Origin of the sequence: Xanthobacter lutulentifluminis (assembly GCF_043194675.2) — a bacterium.
GTDB lineage: Bacteria > Pseudomonadota > Alphaproteobacteria > Rhizobiales > Xanthobacteraceae > Xanthobacter.
Window position 1 is genome coordinate 2567872 of record NZ_CM195525.1, and the last position, 14979, is coordinate 2582850.

Sequence of the window (14979 nt, forward strand, 5' to 3'; positions counted from 1 at the left end):
TCAGGCCGTAGCGAAGGGCCTCGCCCGCACACCGGGGAGTTCCGTGAGCCGAGGCAGCCTCGCAGAGCGCACGCGACTTGCGGCCCTCCTGGCGGAGCTCTGGTCGCAGACGGTGCTCGCGCGCATCGGCGGCCGGGCCATGGCCCTCGGCTACGTCCCGGTTCCCGTCCCCGAACGGCTGCTGATCGCCCCGCAGGACCTGCGCACCGGCGACGCCACCCTCGCCAGCGAGATCTATGCCGGCCGATTCGCCTTCGCCGGAAAGGTGATGATGCTGGACGGGCGCACCCCGTTCGAGCTGGTGCCACCCTCCGTGGAATGGGCCGAGGCGCTGCACGGCTTCGGCTGGCTCAGGCACCTGAAGGCCGCCGGCACCACCATCGCCCGCGCCAACGCCCGCGCGCTGGTGGGCGATTTCATGCGCGATCCCGGCCGCGCCCGCGCGGTGGCGGCCCGGCCCGATGTGGCGGCCCGGCGCATCATCTCCTGGCTCACGCAGGCCACCTTCCTGCTGCAGGACGCCGACCACGATTTCTACCGCCGCTTCATGCGCTCGCTGGCCCGGCAGGTGCGCCAGCTGCGCCGCGCCGCCAATGACGCGCCGGACGGCTATCCGCGCATGCTGGCGGTGACCGCGCTGGTGTTCGCCGGCCTGTGCATGTCGGACCAGGGCCGGCTCCTGAAGGCGGCGCAGAAGCGCCTCGCCGAGGAGCTCGACCGGCAGATCCTGCCCGACGGCGGCCCGCTCACCCGCAATCCCGGCATGCTCATCGAGCTGCTGCTCGATCTTCTGCCCCTGCGCCAGGCCTTCACCGCCCGCAACCATCAGGCGCCGCCGGCGCTGATGAATGCGGTGGACCGGATGATGCCCATGCTGCGCTTCTTCCGGCACGGGGACGGCGCCTTCGCCCATTTCCACGGCATGGGGCACACGGCGGCGGACCAGCTCGCCACCATTCTCGCCTTCGACGACGCGCGCGGCGCGCCGGTGGCGAACGCGCCTTATTCCGGCTACCAGCGGCTCGATGCCCGCGCGCTGATGGTGATCGCCGACACCGGCCCGCCGCCGCCGGCCGTGGCGAGCTGGGAGGCGCATGCCAGCTGCCTCGCGTTCGAATTCTCCTCCGGCCGGCACCGCATCGTCATCAATTGCGGCGTGCCGGAGGTGCACCGGGAGATGTGGCGGCAGGTGGCGCGCTCGTCCGCCGCCCATTCCACCGCCGTGATCGCCGATACCTCCTCCTGCCGCTTCCTGCAGGGCGGCTCCATGACGCGCATCTTCGGCGCGCCCATCGTGGCCGGGCCGAAGCATGTGGAGGTGCAGCGCGGCACCCGCAACAACGCCATCCTCCTGCGCGCCAGCCATGACGGCTATGCGGAGGCCTTCGGCGTGCTGCACCAGCGCTCGTGGCGGCTCGCGCAGGAGGGCAACAGGCTGGACGGGGAGGACGTGTTCCGCCCCGCGGCCGAGGGCGGCAAGCTGCCGGCCGAGGCCTTCGCCGTGCGCTTCCACCTGCATCCGGCGGTGACGGTGGAGCGGCTCGACGATCCCCACACCGCCCTGCTCAGCCTGCCCAACGGCGAGGCCTGGGCGTTCGCCGCGCCGCATGTGCCGCTCGCGGTGGAGGAGAGCGTGGACCTCGCCGCCGCCGGCGGCCCCCGCCGCACTTCCCAGCTGGTGCTGGCCGGCGAGCTTTCGAAGACGCCGCGCGTCATCTGGACCTTCGTGCGCACCCGCGAGGCGCAGGGCGTGCCGCCGGGCCGTCCTGTGGGGCGGTAGGGCGGAGCGGGCGGGGGCTGGCCAATCTCCCGCCGGAACCCGGCACGGCGTCGGCGCCGCCCATGGTACCGTCGGTGCATCCTCCATCCGCGTCCGGGACCCGTCCCGCAATTGCCGGCCAGAAGAGCCTGCTCGGTGGTCCGTCGCGCCGGCAGGATCGCACCGCGCCGGCGCGCGGGTGGCACCGGACCCGCGACCGGGCCGCGATCGCGCCACTCGTATCCTGAAGATCTGCATGGGGACCCGTCCTGCTGTGGCACCCGGCGGGTGACGGTCCCGGGGTGACGGTTGCGGTCGCCCGCCCCGCGCCTCCGACCTTCGGCCGCGACCGGGCGGTACCGCCTCATCCCGAAAGGGCTTCCGGCCGGGGGGCAGCTGCCCGGCGACGGGGGCAGGCGGTCTCTTCCCCCCTCACCCCGCCGGTGCGGCGCCGCCCACGAGGCGGCCTTCCAGCGCGGGTTCCAGGGCCGGGGCGAGGCGGGGGCGGCGGATGGGGGCGGGGCGGTGGAGCTGCTTGGTCGCCTCCACCACCAGCACGCCGGAGAACGGCAAGGCGAGGCGCGCGCCGATGCGCTCCCACGCCACCGCCGTGCGCAGGAACCAGCGGCTGGGCGGCGCGTAGAGCGCCTCGTTCCAGCCCACGGGGGTGAACATGGCCTCGCGCAGCAGGGACACCACCTGTCCGCGCGAGAACGGGCGGCCATTGCCGAACGGGGTGGTGTCGAGCCGCGCCCACACCCCGCGCCGGTTGGGCACCACCGCCAAGAGCCGGCCGCCGGGCGCCAGCACGCGCCACACCTCGCCCAGCATCTCGGCGGCGTTGGGTGTCATTTCCAGCGCATGCACGGCCACCACCCGGTCCATGCTGGCGGTGGGCAGGGGCAGCAGGGTCTCGTCGGCGAGGGTGGCGAGGGTGGGGGCGGCCGAGGGCCAGCGCACCACGCCCTGCGCCGCCGGCATCACCGCGATGCAGCGCTCCGCCTCCTCGCGGAACACGCCGAGATAGGGCGTGGCGTAGCCGAGCCCGAGCACGCGCAGGCCGGTCACATTGTCGAACCGGCCGCGGATGGCCCGGCCCAGAAGGCGGCGGGTCATGATGCCGATGGGCTGGGCGTAGAAATTGCGCAGGTCGACGACGTCGAGAAACATTGCCCCTCTCATCCCCGCGGCCGCCCGGCCTCGCCTCGCCCGGCCCCGCCTCGCGCGGCGCCGGTGCGGGGCGACCTCCACCGGCCGCAGCGGCCGGACGTCTTGCGTGGAAGGCCGGCCCGACCGATCCCGGCCCGATGAGCCCGCCCCGACGATCCCGCCGCGCCACCCGTCCCCGCCGCGCCACCCGTCATGCGCCCGCCCGCGTCCGATTCCGCCCGCGCCGCCGCAGGCCCGGCAAGGCCCGTCCGGCAAACCTCCCGGCAGGTCTCTCCCGGCAGGTCGGCCCGGCGCCGGCAAGGATGTTTCCCCCACCGCTCCGGCGTGCCGCACTTCCGCTCCGCTTTCTAATAGAGGATCATGCCGCCCCGGGCGCAACTCCCAACGTCCGGCATCCTGCCCGGCGGGCCTGCCCCGCTGCCCCCTCTCCCGGAGACCGAGACCGTGCCGGCCCAGATCCGCCTCGTTCCCTGCCTCAGCGACAATTACGCCGTGCTGCTGCACGATCCCGTCAACCAGGTCACCGCCGTGGTGGACGTGCCGGAGGCGACGCCCGTCATCGAGGCGCTGGAGAAGGAGGGCTGGAGCCTCACCCACATCCTCGTCACCCACCATCACGCCGACCACACCCAGGGCATTCCCGCGGTGAAGGCGCGCTATGGCGCCACCGTGGTGGGCCCCAAGGCGGAGGCGGCGGAGATTCCCGGCCTCGACGTGGCGGTGGTGGACGGCGATCCGGTGGCGGTGGGCTCGCTCATCGGCCGGGTGCTGGAGACGCCGGGCCACACGGCGGGCCACGTCTCCTACCTGTTCGAGGGGGAGAAGCTGCTGTTCGCCGGCGATACCCTGTTCACGCTGGGCTGCGGCCGCGCCATCGAGTGCGATCCCTCCGTGCTGTGGGGCTCGCTGCAGCGCCTGCGCGGCCTGCCGGAGGATCTCGCGGTCTACAGCGGCCACGAATACACCCTCTCCAACGCCCGGTTCGCCCTCACCGTGGAGCCGGACAATGCCGCCCTCGCCGCCCAGGTGGCGCAGGCGGAGGCGCGGCGCGCCGCCGGGGAGCCCACCGTGCCCTCGCGGCTCGGCGACGAGATCGCCGCCAATCCCTTCATGCGCGCGGACGACCCGGCCATCGCCGAGCGCCTCGGCCTTGCCGGGGCGGATGCCGCCGCCGTCTTCACCGAGCTGCGCGGCCGCAAGAACACGTTCCGGGGCTGAGCGGTGGCTGCGCCGCTGCTCACCGCCGAGGAGGTGATCGACCTGCTCGGCCTCGCCCCCCATCCCGAGGGCGGGCGCTTCCGCGAGACCTTCCGCGATGGCGCGGGGGATGGCGGGCGCGGCGCGTCCACCGCCATCTATTTCCTGCTGCGCGCGGGCGAGCGCTCCCACTGGCACCGGGTGGACGCGGCCGAGGTGTGGCACTGGTATGCCGGCGCGCCGCTCACGCTCTCCATCGCCGATGCCGGCGGCCGGCGCGATCTGGGGCTGGGGGCGGACCTGAAGGCCGGCGAGCGGCCGCAGGGCGTGGTGCCGCCGGGCGCGTGGCAGGCGGCGGAAAGCCAGGGCGCGTGGACGCTGGTCGGCTGCACGGTTGCCCCCGCCTTCGACTTCGCCGGCTTCGAGCTGGCCCCGCCCGGCTGGTCGCCGGACTGAGGCGGCACCGGCATCACAGTCCGGGGCGGCGCGCGGCCACCCGGGAACACTGTTGCGGCCGGGAAAAGATCAGCTGCGGGCGGCGGAGAGGGCGACGGCGTCGCCGGCCACCACGTCGGCGGTCTGCTCGGCGCCCATGAGCACCAATAGCTTGGCGCGGGCGCGGTTCACCCGGCTCTTGATGGTGCCGAGCGCGCAGCCGCACACCTCGGCCGCCTCCTCGTAGGAGAGGCCGGCGGCGCCCACCAGCACCAGCGCCTCGCGCTGGTCGTCCGGCAGCTGGGCCAGCGCATCCTTGAGCGAGGAGAGCGTGGCCGACCATTCCTGGCTCGGGCCGATGTTCGTGTCCTGCTGGGCGAGGGCGCCCATGCCCTCGTTCTCGCGCCGGCGCTTGCGGATCTCGGTGTAGTAGGTGTTGCGCAGGATGGTGAACAGCCAGGCCCGCAGGTTGGTGCCGGGGTCGAACTTGTCGATGTTGGAGAGCGCCTTGAGCAGCGTTTCCTGGACCAGGTCGTCGGCCTCGGTGCGGTTGCGCGTCAGCGAGCGCGCGAAGGCGCGCAGGGCGGGCAGGAATTCGAGCACCTGCGTGCGCAGGGCGGCGGCGTCCATCGCTTCGCGTTCCTTTTCCGGGCGGTCCCCCTGTCGGTCCTCTGCGCGATCGGCGGGCAAGTGCATCGTCGGCCTATCTCTCGGGCATTCGGTTTCGGACCAGAACGGCTTGCCGGGCGGAGGCCCGCGCAGCGGGCGCAACCCGGATGGGCGCCGCCACGGCGGCACGCCATAAGGACATCAACGTCCGCGCGCGCCCCCGGTTCCCCGGGGCGCGGCGGCGGGACGCAACTCAGGTGCGGCCGCCGGGCGAGCCGCCGGAATGCGAGCTCTTCTGCCCGCCTTTCTGGCCGGCCTGCGAGGCGAGCGTGCGGTCGCGCGAGAAGCTGCGCTGCTCGTCGGCCACGCTCTGGCCGCCCTTGCGGCCGGCCTCGGCGGCCAGCGTCCGGTTCTGGAAGAAGCTGCGCTTTTCAGCCGGCACGCTTTCGCCGCCCTTGCGGGCGATGGCGCGCTGCTTCTCGGCGTCCATGGCGGCGAAGCCGCGAGGCGAGCTGCTCTTGGATCGAGCCTTGTCCATGTGCTGCGCTCCTGCGAGTGGGACACGTATCGTCACGGCGATACCCAGTGGACAACGGCACAGCGCGGCTCCGGTTCCGATTGCGCTGCACGCGTTCAGGCAAAAGGCGGGGCGGGCTGGCCCATCCCGCGGGTCCGGCAGGGAAAATCCCCGGAGATGATGAGGCTGCCCCCGGCCCCCTCGCGCCAGGCGAGGCTGCCGCCGAGCTGGGAGGCGAAGCCGGCGGCGAGGCCCGCGGCGGCGGCGTCCTCGTCCACCCGGCCGGCGGCGCTGCGCAGGCCGAGGTGCAGGCGCTGGTCGGCGAGATGCCCGCTCAGGGTCATCTCGGTGGAGCCGCCGCCCGCCGGCAGGGCGAGGTTCAGCACCACCTCCACCATCATCAGCGCCAGCGGCACCGCCATGTCGGTGGGCAGGCGGGCGTCGTCCGCGTCCACCGCGATGCGCACGCTGGTGTCGGCGTTGCCCTCGATCAGCGAGGCGAGCTCGCCCATCAGCTCGCGCAAACGCACCTGCGAGCCGTCGCTCGCCTCGTAGAGGATGCGGTGGACCAGGGCGAGGGTGTTGACCCTCAGGCGGAGCTGGTCGAAGCGGCGGCGGTCCTCGCCGCGGGCGATGCCGGAGCCGTACAGGCTGAGCAGGCTCACCACCACCTGCAGGCTGTTCTTGATGCGGTGGTGGATCTCGCGCACCAGCGCCGTCTTCTCGGCGAGGTTCTCGCGCAGGCGCGCGTCGCGCTGGCGCACGGCGAAGGCCATGTTCTCCACCGCGTGGCCGAGCACCCGGAACTCGGAGGGGGCGGCATCGAGCCGCGTGGGGCGGAAGCCGTAATGGCCCTGGGCGTACACCGCCGTCACCCGCCGCAGATAGAGCAGCCAGCGCAGGATCACCCGGTCCACCGCCACCCACAGCGCCACCAGCGACAAGGCGATGATGAGCGCCGGCAGGGCGAGGCTCGCGGCGATGGTCACGAAGGTCCAGCCGAACAGCTGCTCGGAGGGCAGGGCGAAGGCGACGGTGAGGCCGTCGCGGTCGAGCGGGGCGGTGGCGAAGGTCCAGCGCGTGCCGGAGGGATCGGTGCTTTCATGCAGCGCGGTGCCGCGCGGCAGCAGCGGGCCGCGGAACAGCTCGCGGTCGAACAGGGCGGCGCTCATGGCGCGCGAGTTGGAGACCAGCTCCTCCCCGGCCTGGGAGAACACCGCGACGATGCCGGCGGAGGGGGGCGTCTGCTGCTTCAGCAGGTTGTCGAGCCAGCCGAGCTCGATGCCCATGGCCAAGGCACCCTCCAGCCGGCCGTCGCTGCGGCGCAGCGGCAGGGCGCCCACCAGCACGGTGGTGTCGGCGCCGGGGCTGCGCATGGGCCCGCCGATGCTGAAGCCGGGCCGGGCGATGGCGGTGCTCCACCACGGCTCGTCCGACACGTTGCGCACCGAGGCCGGCAGGGCGGTGCAGGTGACGACGCCGGCGGCATCCACCACCCCGATGTTGGCGGCGAAGGGCAGGCTGACGGTGGCGCCGCGCAGGGTGGCGATGCAGCTCGGGCCGGCGGCGCGCACCTCCTCCACGTTGGAGAGGGCGTAGAGCACGTTCTCGGCGGAGACGAGGATGTTCTGCAGCGAGGCGGCGGCGGTGACCGCGTGCTGCAGCAGCCGCTGGCGCGCGGCGCTCTCCGCCGCGGCGAGCTGCGCCGCGCCCTGGATGACGTTGAGCAGCGCGATGGGCGTGAGCGCCAGCAGCACGACCAGCACCAGCCGGCGCCGGACGCTGTCGAACAGGGAGCGCGGCTGCCCGGCCGCCGTGGCGAACAGGGCGCTGCGTTCCCGCTGGCGGGCCCGGGCGGCCTCCGCCTCCGTTGGTTCCATTCGTCTCCGCCACTACCACAGCCGCCCCCTGCGGACGCGGCTGAACATCCCCCCGGACCGAGCACCCCTCCGCACGGCTGCGCGGCGGGCACAGATGCGGAAATCGGCGCTGCGGGCGCGCTGCGCAGGCTCTATAATGCCTTGCGTCGCGGGAAGTTCCACCGCAAGGGAACTTGGCCGGCACCGGAGACGTTATGGGCCTTTGACTCCCTCCAGCAGAGATTCCAAGGGATTTCGCATGGCATCGAATTCGCTCGTCAAGCAGCTTCCGTTCCTGCGCCGCTACACGCGCGCGCTCGTGGGCTCCCAGGCGGCCGGCGATCTCCTGGTCCAGAATACGCTCAAGGCCATCCTCGACGGGCAGGTGGCCGTGGACGAGGCGGTCTCGCCGCGGGTCGCGCTCTACAAGGCCTTCCACGAGACATGGAACCGCAAGCCCTCGGGCGAGGCGGTGCCGTTCCGCGCCGATGCCCGCCTGCAGGCCATGGACGCCACCTCCCGCGTGGCGCTGCTGCTGACGGCGATGGAGGGCTTCTCCTTCACCGAGGCCGCCAACATCCTCGGCACCACCGTCGACGACGTGGAGGCGCAGGTCATCGCCGCGCAGCGCGAGATCGACCGCCAGCTGGCCACCCGCGTCCTCATCATCGAGGACGAATGGGTGATCGCCCTCGACCTGAAGACGCTGGTGGCCGAGCTCGGCCACGAGGTGATCGGCGTCGCCCCCACCCATGCCAAGGCGGTGGAGCTGGCGAAGGGCGGCAATTTCGGCCTGGTGCTGGCGGACATCCAGCTCGCCGACGGCTCCTCCGGAATCGATGCGGTGACGGAGATCCTCGAGACCTTCAACGTGCCGGTGATCTTCATCACCGCCTTCCCCGATCGCCTGCTCACCGGCGAGCGGCCCGAGCCGACCTATCTCATCACCAAGCCGTTCCTGACCGAGACGGTGAAGGCCACCATCGCGCAGGCGCTGTTCTTCCACGAGGCCAAGGCCGCCCCGCCGGCCGCCCGGAGCGCGTGAGGCGGTGGCCCGCCGCCGCGCGCCATCCCCTCCGGCCGGAACCGATGCCTCGGTGGCCGACTTTCCGGATATGGACCAGCCCGACGCGGCAAGGCCCGACCGGGGCCCGCCGCCGGTGGATCTGCCGACGGCGGGTCCGCCGTCCCGCCGTCCCCGCGCCGGCGCGCGACAGTCCCACCCGGCGCATGCGGCGCCGGAGCCCTCTTTCATTCCCGGAGACCATCCCATGGCCGACAAGCCGCAGACCGTGACCCCGTCCGAGGAGCCCGGCATCACCGACGTGAAAGCCGACCTCCAGCAGCTGCGTGAGGATTTCAACCGCCTGCTGGACACCTTGGGCAAGACCGCGCGCACCGGCGCCAAGGGGGCCAAGGGCGAGGCCGAGGCCGCCGCCGGCGAGGCGGTGGACTGGGCCGAGGACCAGTATGTCTCCCTGCGCGAGACCATCCGCGCCCAGCCCATCACCGCCTGCGCCATCGCCGCCGGCGTCGGCGTCATCCTCGGCCAGATCCTGCTGCGGCGGTGAGGTGCCTGCGCCGCCCCCGGCGACGGGCGGCGGCGCTTCGGCCGGCGTGGTCCGGACGATCCGCGCGGCGGTTCATCGGCCCCGGGAGCGGGCCATTGCCGGGCGGCGCCGGTTCGAGCCCGCAAGTCCGGGCTGCCGCTGCGGGTCCCGAGTCCGGCCTGCATATCCGGGCCAAGACTACGGGTCCGGGCCAAGACTACGGGGTCCAGGCCAAGACTACGGGGCGCGCGGCGGTCGCCCGCCCGGACAGGCCGGGGCCGGCCAATTCCCTCTCTTGCCCGTCTCTTGCCTGTTCCCTGCCCGCGCCTTGACGCGCGTTCCGAGGCCTCGGCCGGGCCTGCCTCCGACCATTCCGGCACCCGCGCGCTCCCTGCCCGCATGCTGGCATGGCCGCCCGGCCAGCCACGGGCCTGGGACAGGCAGCGGTCGTGGGGGGCGGAAAGACGGGCCGCGCGTGACCGGGCCGTGGCCCGCCACTGGGCAGGCGCCCGCAATCCCCCTCAGTCCCCCATCAGGCTCACGTCGAAGCCGAGGCGGATCAGGGCGGCGCGCAGGGTGGCGCCGTCGTAGGGCTTGCCGATGAGTGCGACGTGGCCGATCGCGCCGAACTGGCTTTCCAGCTCCTGCGTGCCGTAGCCGGTGGCGATGATGACCGGAAGCTGCGGGGTGATCGCCACCAGCTGGTGCACCAGCTCGTCGCCGCGCATGTCGGGCAGGCCCACGTCCACCACCGCCAGCACCAGCGCGGCGCGGCCCACGTCGTCGCGCGCGGCGCGGGCATGGGCGAGGGCGACGCTGGCATGGGACGCGACCGTCACCTCGAAGCCGTGATCCTCCAGGATCTGCCGCGCCACCAGCGCGACGAAGGGCTCGTCCTCCACCAGGAGGACAGCGCCCCGGTTGGCCGGCTCTTCCAGCACGTCCTTCACCTTCTCGACGAGCTCCGCCTGCGTGAACGGCTTGGTCAGCAGGCGCGCGCCATGATCGAGCCGTCCATGATGGACGACGGCATTTCTCGCATAGGCCGTGGTGAATAGCACCCGGATATTGCCGAGCCGGCGCTGCACCTCCTCCGCCAGCTGGCGCCCGTCCGGCCCCGCGCCGAGGCGCACGTCGGTCAGCAGCAGGTCCGGCCGCACCCCGGCGTCGAGGCGGGCGAGGGCGGCCTGCGCGTCGGCGGCCACCTCCACCGCATGGCCGGCGCTCGCGAGGCTGGCGGCGGCCAGCCCGCGCAGCCGGTCGTCGTCCTCCACCAGCAGCACGGTGGCCGGCGCGCGCGAGGGGGCGCGCTCGAAGCGGGCGGCCGGCTGGCGGCCGCGCCGGTCCTCGTCGAGGCGCGGCAGATAGAGCTTCACCGTCGTGCCGTGGCCGGGCTCGCTGTAGATCATCACGTGCCCGCCGGACTGCTTGACGAAGCCGTAGACCTGGCTGAGCCCGAGGCCGGTGCCGTCGCGCGGGCCCTTGGTGGTGAAGAAGGGCTCGAAGGCGTGGCCGCGCACCTCCTCGCTCATGCCGGTGCCGGTATCGCTGACGAACACCGCCACATACTGGCCCGGCGCCAGATCCTCGTGGGCGGCGCAATAGGCGGCATCCAGATAGGCGTTGGCGGTCTCGATGGTGAGCTTGCCACCCTCCGGCATGGCGTCGCGGGCGTTCACCGCGAGGTTGAGGATGGCGTTCTCCAGCTGGTTGTGGTCGATCTCGGTGCGCCACAGCCCGCCGGCGAGCACCGTCTCCACCATCACCTGCTCGCCGAGCGCGCTGCGCAGCATGGGCGACATGCCGGCCACCAGCCGGTTGACGTCGGTCGGGCTCGGGTCGAGCGGCTGGCGGCGGGAGAAGGCGAGCAGCCGCTGGGTCAGGCTCGCCGCCCGCATGGCTCCCTGCCGGCCATAGTCGAGGAAGCGGCGGATTTCGGCTGCATCCGGCGGCAGGCGCCGCTCGGCCGCCTCCAGATTGCCGATGATGACGGTGAGCAGGTTGTTGAAATCGTGGGCGATGCCGCCAGTCAGCTGGCCCACCGCCTCCATCTTCTGCGCCTGCCGCAGCTGCGCCTCGGCCTTCAGGCGGTCGTCCATCTCCTGCTTGAGCAGGGCGTTGGCGGCGGCGAGCTCGGTGGTGCGGGCGGCGGCGAGGCGCTCCAGGTCCTCGTTGGTGCGCGAGAGCGCCTCGCGGGCGGCGACGATCTCGGAAATGTCGGTGCAGCTGCCGTACCATCGGTCGATGCGGCCGTCCTCGTCGCGCACCGGCACCGCCCGGCACAGGAACCAGCGGAAGCTGCCGTCGGCGGCGCGGAACCGGCACTCGCGCGAGAACGGCGCGCCCGAGGCGATGGAGGCGTCCCAGGCGCACAGGACGGAGCCGCGATCGTCGGGGTGGAGGAAGGCGTGCCATTCCCCGTCATCCGGCGAGGGATTGACGCCGGTGTAGTCGTGCCAGCGCCGGTTGTAATAATCGCCGCGGCCGGCGGGGGTGGCGGTCCACACCATCTTCGGCAGGGCCTCGGCCAGCAGGCGATAGCGCTGCTCGCTCTCGGCGATGGCCCGCTCGGCGCGCTTGCGCTCGGTGATCTCCACCACGATCATCCCGACGAGCGTCACCGCGCCGGTTGCCGCCCGCACCGGGAAATAGCTGACGAGGAAATGCCGCCACACGCCGGGCGCGGCGGGGGTCGCGCCCTCCACCTCCACGTCGGCGACCACCTCGCCGGTGGCCAGCACCCGCTCCAGCCCCGGCGTCACCGCGCCAGAGAGCTGGGGCAGCATGTCGGCGAGCGAGCGGCCCATGTGCTCGCCGGCGGGAATGCCCACCATGCGGGCCAGCATCTCGTTGACGCGCATGAAGCGCAGCCGGTCGTCGAAGAAGGCGAAGCCCACCGGCGCATGGGCCAGCAGCGCCTCCAGCGTCGCCACCACGTTGGTCTGCTCGGCGATGGCGCTCAGCGCGGCGGCGTGGGCATCGTTCATGCGGCGCACGCTCACCCGCAGCAGGGCGCCGATCAGCCACAGGCACAGCGCATTGAGCAGGAACGAGCCGAGCAGCGCGGCCGGCGCCGCCGCGATCGGCCCACCCGGCCAGATGTCGGGCGGCAGGAGGGCCATGTTGCCGCCCACCAGCGCCGCGATGCCGGCAAGGCCGATGCGCGGGCCGGCGATGAGCGTGACCAGCAGGACGGCGGGCAGCTGGAACAGGAACGGGGAGAGCCCCTGCAGGGACAGGCTGAGCGCGAAGCGCAGGCCGAACGCCACGCCGAGCACGGCGACGGCGAAGCCGAGGCGCCAGCCTCGCGTCCTCGGCTCGGAGATGACGGTGAGAAGGAGGCCGGCCAGGCCCCGGCGGGACAGATCCATCCACGCTCCTGCGGCGATCGGGCCGCCACAATGCCCCCAGAGGGGCGGCGGGTTCAACCTCCCGCGGCCGCCCGGCGCGGCAGCGGCCCCGGGCCGGGCCCGGAACGGAATGAGGCAGAGCCCGCGCCGGGGCGGGCTGGACGAGGCCGCCCACCCGGCGGATGCTTTGCCGCGAACGGGCGTGCGCGGAGGCGATCCGGATCGCGGCGCGGCGGCGGAACGTGATCGTCCCGGCGGGCGTGCCGCCGGGACGGATGGAGCCTGATCGCCGGTGCGCGGCGCCGGGCTGGCCCGGCTTAGCGGCTCGCCGGCGGGGTGGTCGCCTGGGGGGTGGTGCCCACCGGCGGCGTCGCGGCCGGACGGTTCGGGTTCACGCTGCCGGTGGCGGCGGGGGCCGGACGCTCATACTTGGTGAAGGCGGGGGCGGCCTTCAGCTCGTCCTTGGTCTTGCGCAGCACGAGGCGCTCCTTGCCGTCGGTCCCGCGGGTGATCTCGACCGCCTGGAACGGCACGGCGACGTCCTTCTCGCCCATGCCGAGGAAGCCGCCGACGCCGATCAGCGCGCCCATCACGGTGCCGCTGCGGTCGACCACCAGATCGTTGATCTCGCCCAGATTCTCATCGCCGCCGCCGCGCACCGTCATGCCGATGAGGTCGGACGCCAGCATCTGGTCGGCGCTCTGCTGGGCGATGAAGGCTGTGGAGGCGCGGGCGGCCGGCGGCGTCATCTGCGCCGCCGGGGGCACGGTGGTGCCGGGCGTCGTCGGCGTGGTCTGCTGGGCGATGGCGGCGGTCGACAGAAGAGCGGCGGCGGCCACGGCGTAGATCGGCATCTTCCTCATGTCGTGTTCCTCTCTCTTGTGGTGCATGGATGGAAATGTCGTCACCCTCTCGCCTTCCAGATGAGACTTATCGGGCGCACGAAACGAGCCTCAAGCTTTCGGCATGGGGGCGAAATCACATCCTGATCTTCAGAACTCAGGCGGTGGCATCGGCTTTCGACGCCGCCTGCGTAAGGTAAACTCGGACCCGGCGGGGAGGTTCCAGCTTGACTGCGCGACATCCCCGGCCGTCGCTGCGGCTGCAGGGCGGGCGCCGCACTTGCGTGGCGGCGGGTGCCGTGGCAGAGCCGAAAGACCCCGAAATCAGGACAGGCGCATGTTCCGCACCCTCTCCGACTTCATCACCGAGATCACCGGCGGCCAACGGGAGGCGGCAGCCTTCGACGAGAGCGACTACCGCCTCGCCGCGGCCGCCCTCCTCGTCCACGTGATGTCCATCGACGGAGCCGTGACCGCGGAAGAGCAGGCGGTGCTGCGGTCCATCCTCGCCAGCCGCTTCGGGCTCGATGCGCAGGAGAGCGAGGCGCTGGTGGAGCTCGCCATTGCCAAGGATGCCGAAGCGGTGGATCTTTATGCCTTCACCAGCGTGCTGAATCGCGCGCTGGACGACGAAGGGCGCCGCCGCATCGTGGAGATGATGTTCGAGGTCGCTTATGCCGATGGCGGCCTCAGCGAGTTCGAGGACAACCTCGTGTGGCGCGCGGCCGAGCTTTTGAACGTGGGCTCGCGCGACCGGATCCGCATCCGCCGCGAGGTCCGCGACGAGACGGAACAGGACGGTGAGCGACCGGAATAGGCCAGGCCAGGGATTGCGACGCGAGGGCCTCGAGACGGCGGAGGGGCTGAAGCCGTCCGCCGGCACCATGCTGGTGGTGCTGCACCAGGCCCGTTCCACCCCCGGCCGCATCGGCGCCCGCCTCCAGGCGCGCGGCTATGCCCTCGACGTGCGCCGCCCGGCGCTGGGCGAGCCCCTGCCCGACACCCTCGCCGGCCATGCCGGGGTGGTGGTGTTCGGCGGGCCCATGAGCGCCAATGACGACAGCCCCTTCATCGCCGAGGAGATGCGGCTGCTGGAGCGCGCCCTCGCCGCCGGCACGCCGGCGCTTGGCATCTGCCTCGGGGCCCAGCTGATGGCCCGGGTGCTGGGGGCGCGGGTGGCGCCGCACCGGGAGGGCGCCTGCGAGATCGGCTATTATCCGCTCAGCGCCACCCCCGCCGGGGAGGCGCTGATGCCCTGGCCCAGCCACGTCTACCACTGGCACTCGGAGGGCTTCGACCTGCCGGGCGGGGCCGACCTTCTGGCTACCGGCGCGGCCTTCCCCAACCAGGCGTTCCGCTATGGCGGCACCGCCTTCGGCCTCCAGTTCCATCCGGAGGTGACGCGGGAGATGATGTGCGCCTGGACCGAGCGCGGCGCCCACCACCTCAGCCGGCCGGGGGCGCAGCCGGGGGCGTCCCATCTGGAGGGATGGGCGCGGTATGACGGTGCGGTGTGCTGCTGGCTGGACCGCTTCCTCTCGGCCTTCCTCGCGCCGGCGGCGGCGTCCGCGGAGGCCACCGGCGCGGGTGTGGCGCAAGCCTGAAGCCGAACCGCGCCGAACCCTGCCGATCCTGCCGAACTTCATGAACCGCGCGGGCCTCCGCACGGCTGTCATGTGCCGCCGGTAGCA

The 14979-nt window shown here is 72.9% G+C and carries 13 protein-coding genes; 7 read left to right on the forward strand and 6 right to left on the reverse strand.

What is annotated here, in order from left to right; translation table 11 throughout:
- Nucleotides 1-43 precede the first annotated feature (43 nt).
- Nucleotides 44-1780: a heparinase II/III family protein gene (locus tag V5F49_RS11735; RefSeq protein WP_394115630.1), complete on the forward strand. Its 1737-nt coding sequence runs from the start codon at nucleotides 44-46 to the stop codon at nucleotides 1778-1780.
- A gap of 411 nt (nucleotides 1781-2191) precedes the next feature.
- On the opposite strand, the gene V5F49_RS11740 is transcribed toward V5F49_RS11735, so the two are convergent.
- On the reverse strand, nucleotides 2192-2929 hold the full coding sequence (locus V5F49_RS11740) for a class I SAM-dependent methyltransferase (protein WP_394115629.1): 738 nt from the start codon (nucleotides 2927-2929) through the stop codon (nucleotides 2192-2194).
- 444 nt (nucleotides 2930-3373) lie between these two features.
- Here V5F49_RS11740 and gloB point away from each other — a divergent pair, with 444 nt between their 5' ends.
- Nucleotides 3374-4147 (forward strand): hydroxyacylglutathione hydrolase, encoded by a 774-nt coding sequence (gene gloB, locus V5F49_RS11745; RefSeq protein ID WP_394115628.1) that lies wholly within the window; start codon nucleotides 3374-3376, stop codon nucleotides 4145-4147.
- A 3-nt stretch (nucleotides 4148-4150) separates the two neighbouring features.
- Nucleotides 4151-4582, forward strand: coding sequence for a cupin domain-containing protein (locus V5F49_RS11750; RefSeq protein ID WP_394115627.1), 432 nt, complete (start codon nucleotides 4151-4153; stop codon nucleotides 4580-4582).
- A gap of 69 nt (nucleotides 4583-4651) precedes the next feature.
- Here the strand turns inward: V5F49_RS11750 and V5F49_RS11755 are convergent, their stop codons facing one another.
- From V5F49_RS11755 to V5F49_RS11765, 3 genes are all read right to left on the reverse strand, one after another.
- Nucleotides 4652-5191, reverse strand: coding sequence for a sigma-70 family RNA polymerase sigma factor (locus V5F49_RS11755; RefSeq protein ID WP_394115626.1), 540 nt, complete (start codon nucleotides 5189-5191; stop codon nucleotides 4652-4654).
- A gap of 232 nt (nucleotides 5192-5423) precedes the next feature.
- Nucleotides 5424-5708: a con-10 family general stress protein gene (locus V5F49_RS11760; RefSeq protein WP_394115625.1), complete on the reverse strand. Its 285-nt coding sequence runs from the start codon at nucleotides 5706-5708 to the stop codon at nucleotides 5424-5426.
- A 95-nt stretch (nucleotides 5709-5803) separates the two neighbouring features.
- Nucleotides 5804-7567: a sensor histidine kinase gene (locus V5F49_RS11765; RefSeq protein WP_394115624.1), complete on the reverse strand. Its 1764-nt coding sequence runs from the start codon at nucleotides 7565-7567 to the stop codon at nucleotides 5804-5806.
- Nucleotides 7568-7805: 238 nt separating this feature from the next.
- Here V5F49_RS11765 and V5F49_RS11770 point away from each other — a divergent pair, with 238 nt between their 5' ends.
- Together V5F49_RS11770 and V5F49_RS11775 are read left to right on the forward strand one after the other, a co-directional pair.
- The gene (locus V5F49_RS11770; protein ID WP_394115623.1) at nucleotides 7806-8591 is read left to right on the forward strand and encodes a response regulator; all 786 of its coding nucleotides are present in this window, start codon (nucleotides 7806-7808) and stop codon (nucleotides 8589-8591) included.
- Nucleotides 8592-8817: 226 nt separating this feature from the next.
- Complete coding sequence (locus V5F49_RS11775) at nucleotides 8818-9117, forward strand: hypothetical protein (protein ID WP_394115622.1); 300 nt, start codon at nucleotides 8818-8820, stop codon at nucleotides 9115-9117.
- 500 nt (nucleotides 9118-9617) lie between these two features.
- On the opposite strand, the gene V5F49_RS11780 is transcribed toward V5F49_RS11775, so the two are convergent.
- Nucleotides 9618-12467 carry a hybrid sensor histidine kinase/response regulator gene (locus V5F49_RS11780; protein WP_394115621.1) on the reverse strand — a complete coding sequence of 950 codons (2850 nt, stop codon included), beginning with the start codon at nucleotides 12465-12467 and terminating at the stop codon, nucleotides 9618-9620.
- Nucleotides 12468-12763: 296 nt separating this feature from the next.
- Nucleotides 12764-13309 (reverse strand): PRC-barrel domain-containing protein, encoded by a 546-nt coding sequence (locus tag V5F49_RS11785; protein WP_394115620.1) that lies wholly within the window; start codon nucleotides 13307-13309, stop codon nucleotides 12764-12766.
- A gap of 316 nt (nucleotides 13310-13625) precedes the next feature.
- Here V5F49_RS11785 and V5F49_RS11790 point away from each other — a divergent pair, with 316 nt between their 5' ends.
- Entirely contained in the window at nucleotides 13626-14105 is a 480-nt protein-coding gene (locus V5F49_RS11790; protein WP_394115619.1) for a tellurite resistance TerB family protein, read from the forward strand.
- Between the two features lie 67 nt (nucleotides 14106-14172).
- Complete coding sequence (locus tag V5F49_RS11795) at nucleotides 14173-14892, forward strand: glutamine amidotransferase (protein WP_509210785.1); 720 nt, start codon at nucleotides 14173-14175, stop codon at nucleotides 14890-14892.
- Nucleotides 14893-14979 lie beyond the last annotated feature (87 nt).

Coding starts and splice junctions, on each gene's coding strand:
- V5F49_RS11740 (WP_394115629.1), bottom strand. CDS start 2,929: ATGTTTCTCGACGTCGTCGACCTGCGCAATTTCTACGCCCAGCCCATC.
- V5F49_RS11755 (WP_394115626.1), bottom strand. CDS start 5,191: ATGGACGCCGCCGCCCTGCGCACGCAGGTGCTCGAATTCCTGCCCGCC.
- V5F49_RS11760 (WP_394115625.1), bottom strand. CDS start 5,708: ATGGACAAGGCTCGATCCAAGAGCAGCTCGCCTCGCGGCTTCGCCGCC.
- V5F49_RS11765 (WP_394115624.1), bottom strand. CDS start 7,567: ATGGAACCAACGGAGGCGGAGGCCGCCCGGGCCCGCCAGCGGGAACGC.
- V5F49_RS11770 (WP_394115623.1), top strand. CDS start 7,806: ATGGCATCGAATTCGCTCGTCAAGCAGCTTCCGTTCCTGCGCCGCTAC.
- V5F49_RS11775 (WP_394115622.1), top strand. CDS start 8,818: ATGGCCGACAAGCCGCAGACCGTGACCCCGTCCGAGGAGCCCGGCATC.
- V5F49_RS11780 (WP_394115621.1), bottom strand. CDS start 12,467: ATGGATCTGTCCCGCCGGGGCCTGGCCGGCCTCCTTCTCACCGTCATC.
- V5F49_RS11785 (WP_394115620.1), bottom strand. CDS start 13,309: ATGAGGAAGATGCCGATCTACGCCGTGGCCGCCGCCGCTCTTCTGTCG.
- V5F49_RS11790 (WP_394115619.1), top strand. CDS start 13,626: ATGTTCCGCACCCTCTCCGACTTCATCACCGAGATCACCGGCGGCCAA.
- V5F49_RS11795 (WP_509210785.1), top strand. CDS start 14,173: ATGCTGGTGGTGCTGCACCAGGCCCGTTCCACCCCCGGCCGCATCGGC.